Origin of the sequence: Falsiruegeria litorea R37 (assembly GCF_900172225.1) — a bacterium.
In the GTDB taxonomy this organism is placed as follows: Bacteria; Pseudomonadota; Alphaproteobacteria; order Rhodobacterales; family Rhodobacteraceae; genus Falsiruegeria; species Falsiruegeria litorea.
In genome coordinates, this window is the sequence record NZ_FWFO01000011.1 from 1 (window position 1) to 2500 (window position 2500).

Annotated in this window: 2 rRNA genes (1 of these 2 cut by a window edge); both read right to left on the reverse strand. The window is 53.6% G+C overall.

Going from position 1 to position 2500, the window contains the following annotated elements:
• Nucleotides 1–33: 33 nt before the first annotated feature.
• Nucleotides 34–148 (reverse strand): 5S ribosomal RNA (gene rrf, locus TRL7639_RS22635).
• 247 nt (nt 149–395) lie between these two features.
• Nucleotides 396–2500, reverse strand: a 23S ribosomal RNA gene (locus TRL7639_RS22640); it runs 723 nt beyond the window's last position.

Sequence of the window (2500 nt, forward strand, 5' to 3'; positions counted from 1 at the left end):
TTCATCGAATTGAGAGTTTTTGGATTTTACTAGGTTTGGCGGTGAGCTACTCTCCCACGCCTTGAGACGCAGTACCATTGCCGCAGCAGTGCTTAACTTCCGGGTTCGGGATGGGACCGGGTGTTTCACTTGCGCTATGACCACCAAACCAAGAAAAATCCAATTCCGACGCCCTTGCGAAGCAAGGCGGCGCGCAGCAGGCAGGGTATTTGCAAAGCAAATGCCCGTTGCTGCACTTGAGTTATGTCACCGTCGATTGGCGGCGAGCACAACGTAGTGCGTCGGATAATCAATCAACACCGAGGCACTCTTGGTGAGTGTCTTGGGTTGTCCGTGTTTCGTATTCTGTAGGGGTTGTATGCTTTGTTTTGGTTCCAGTTTTTCTTTTACTGGATCAAATCAAGCCTATCGGACAATTAGTACCGGTCAACTGAACATGTTACCATGCTTACATCTCCGGCCTATCGACGTGGTGGTCTACCACGGTCCTCAGGGATACCTTGTTTTGAGGGGGGCTTCCCGCTTAGATGCCTTCAGCGGTTATCCTGTCCGAACATAGCTACCCTGCACTGCTGCTGGCGCAACAACAGGTCCACCAGTGGTTCGTTCACCCCGGTCCTCTCGTACTAGGGGCAACTCCTCTCAAGTATCCTACACCCACGGCAGATAGGGACCGAACTGTCTCACGACGTTCTAAACCCAGCTCACGTACCTCTTTAAACGGCGAACAGCCGTACCCTTGGGACCTGCTCCAGCCCCAGGATGAGATGAGCCGACATCGAGGTGCCAAACACTGCCGTCGATATGGACTCTTGGGCAGTATCAGCCTGTTATCCCCGGCGTACCTTTTATCCGTTGAGCGATGGCCCTTCCACTCGGGACCACCGGATCACTATGGCCGTCTTTCGACTCTGCTCGACTTGTCAGTCTTGCAGTCAGGCTGGCTTCTGCCATTGCACTCAACGAGCGATTTCCGACCGCTCTGAGCCAACCTTCGCGCGCCTCCGTTACGCTTTAGGAGGCGACCGCCCCAGTCAAACTACCCGCCACACAGGGTCCCGGATCCGGATAACGGACCGCGGTTAGACATCAAGCAGAACAAGGGTGGTATCTCAAAGGAGGCTCCACAGGAACTGGCGTCCCTGTTTCAAAGCCTACCACCTATTCTGCACATGTTGTGCCTGATGCCAATGTGAAGCTGTAGTAAAGGTGCACGGGGTCTTTCCGTCTAACCGCGGGAAGCCTGCATCTTGACAGGCAATTCAATTTCGCTGAGTCGATGTTGGAGACAGCGGGGAAGTCGTTACGCCATTCGTGCAGGTCGGAACTTACCCGACAAGGAATTTCGCTACCTTAGGACCGTTATAGTTACGGCCGCCGTTTACCTGGGCTTCAATTCAGAGCTCTCACCCCTCCTTTTAACCTTCAGGCACCGGGCAGGCGTCAGACCCTATACGTCGTCTTGCGACTTCGCAGAGCCCTGTGTTTTTAATAAACAGTCGCCACCCCCTGGTTTGTGCCCCCAGCCCCTAGTTGCCTAGGAACCGGGCCTCCTTCTCGCGAACTTACGGAGGTATTTTGCCGAGTTCCTTCAACATCGTTCTCTCAAGCGCCTTGGTATTCTCTACCAGTCCACCTGTGTCGGTTTAGGGTACGATCTCATGGAAGGGCTATTTCCAGGGACCTCTCAGCAGCCCATTCAATCCGATAAGGATGAACTACCTCCGAGATCCGTCACCTCTTCCTGGCCCAGGAATATTAACCTGGTTCCCATCGACTACGCCTTTCGGCCTCGCCTTAGGGGTCGGCTTACCCTGCTCAGATTAGCTTTAAGCAGGAACCCTTGGACTTTCGGCGAGAGTGTCTCTCACACTCTTTGTCGCTACTCATGTCATCATTCTCACTAGTGATCTCTCCACGGGATCGCTCACGCGCCCGCTTCATCGAAAGCTCCTTGCGTCCAACACCTTCCGAGGAAGGTTAAAGACGCATGGAACTATGTCACACTACGCTCTGCTACCATGCCTTACGGCATCCTAAGCTTCGGCTCATGGCTTGAGCCCCGTTACATCTTCGCCGCAGGACGTCTTAATTAGACCAGTGAGCTGTTACGCTATCTTTAAAGGATGGCTGCTTCTAAGCCAACCTCCTGGTTGTTTTGGACATCCCACCTGCTTTCCCACTTAGCCATGAATTGGGGGCCTTAGCTGTAGGTCAGGGTTGTTTCCCTCTCCACTACGGACGTTAGCATCCGCAGTGTGTCTGCCATCTAGTACTCCCGGGTATTCGGAGTTTGGTTAGGATCAGTAAGCCTGTGGGGCCCCATTACCCATCCAGTGCTCTACCCCCCGGGGTATTCGGATGACGCTCTACCTAAATAGATTTCGCAGAGAACCAGCTATCTCCGAGTTTGATTGGCCTTTCACCCCTAGGCACAACTCATCCCGACCTTTTTCAACAGGTGTGGGTTCGGCCCTCCAGTAAGTGTTACCTTACCTTC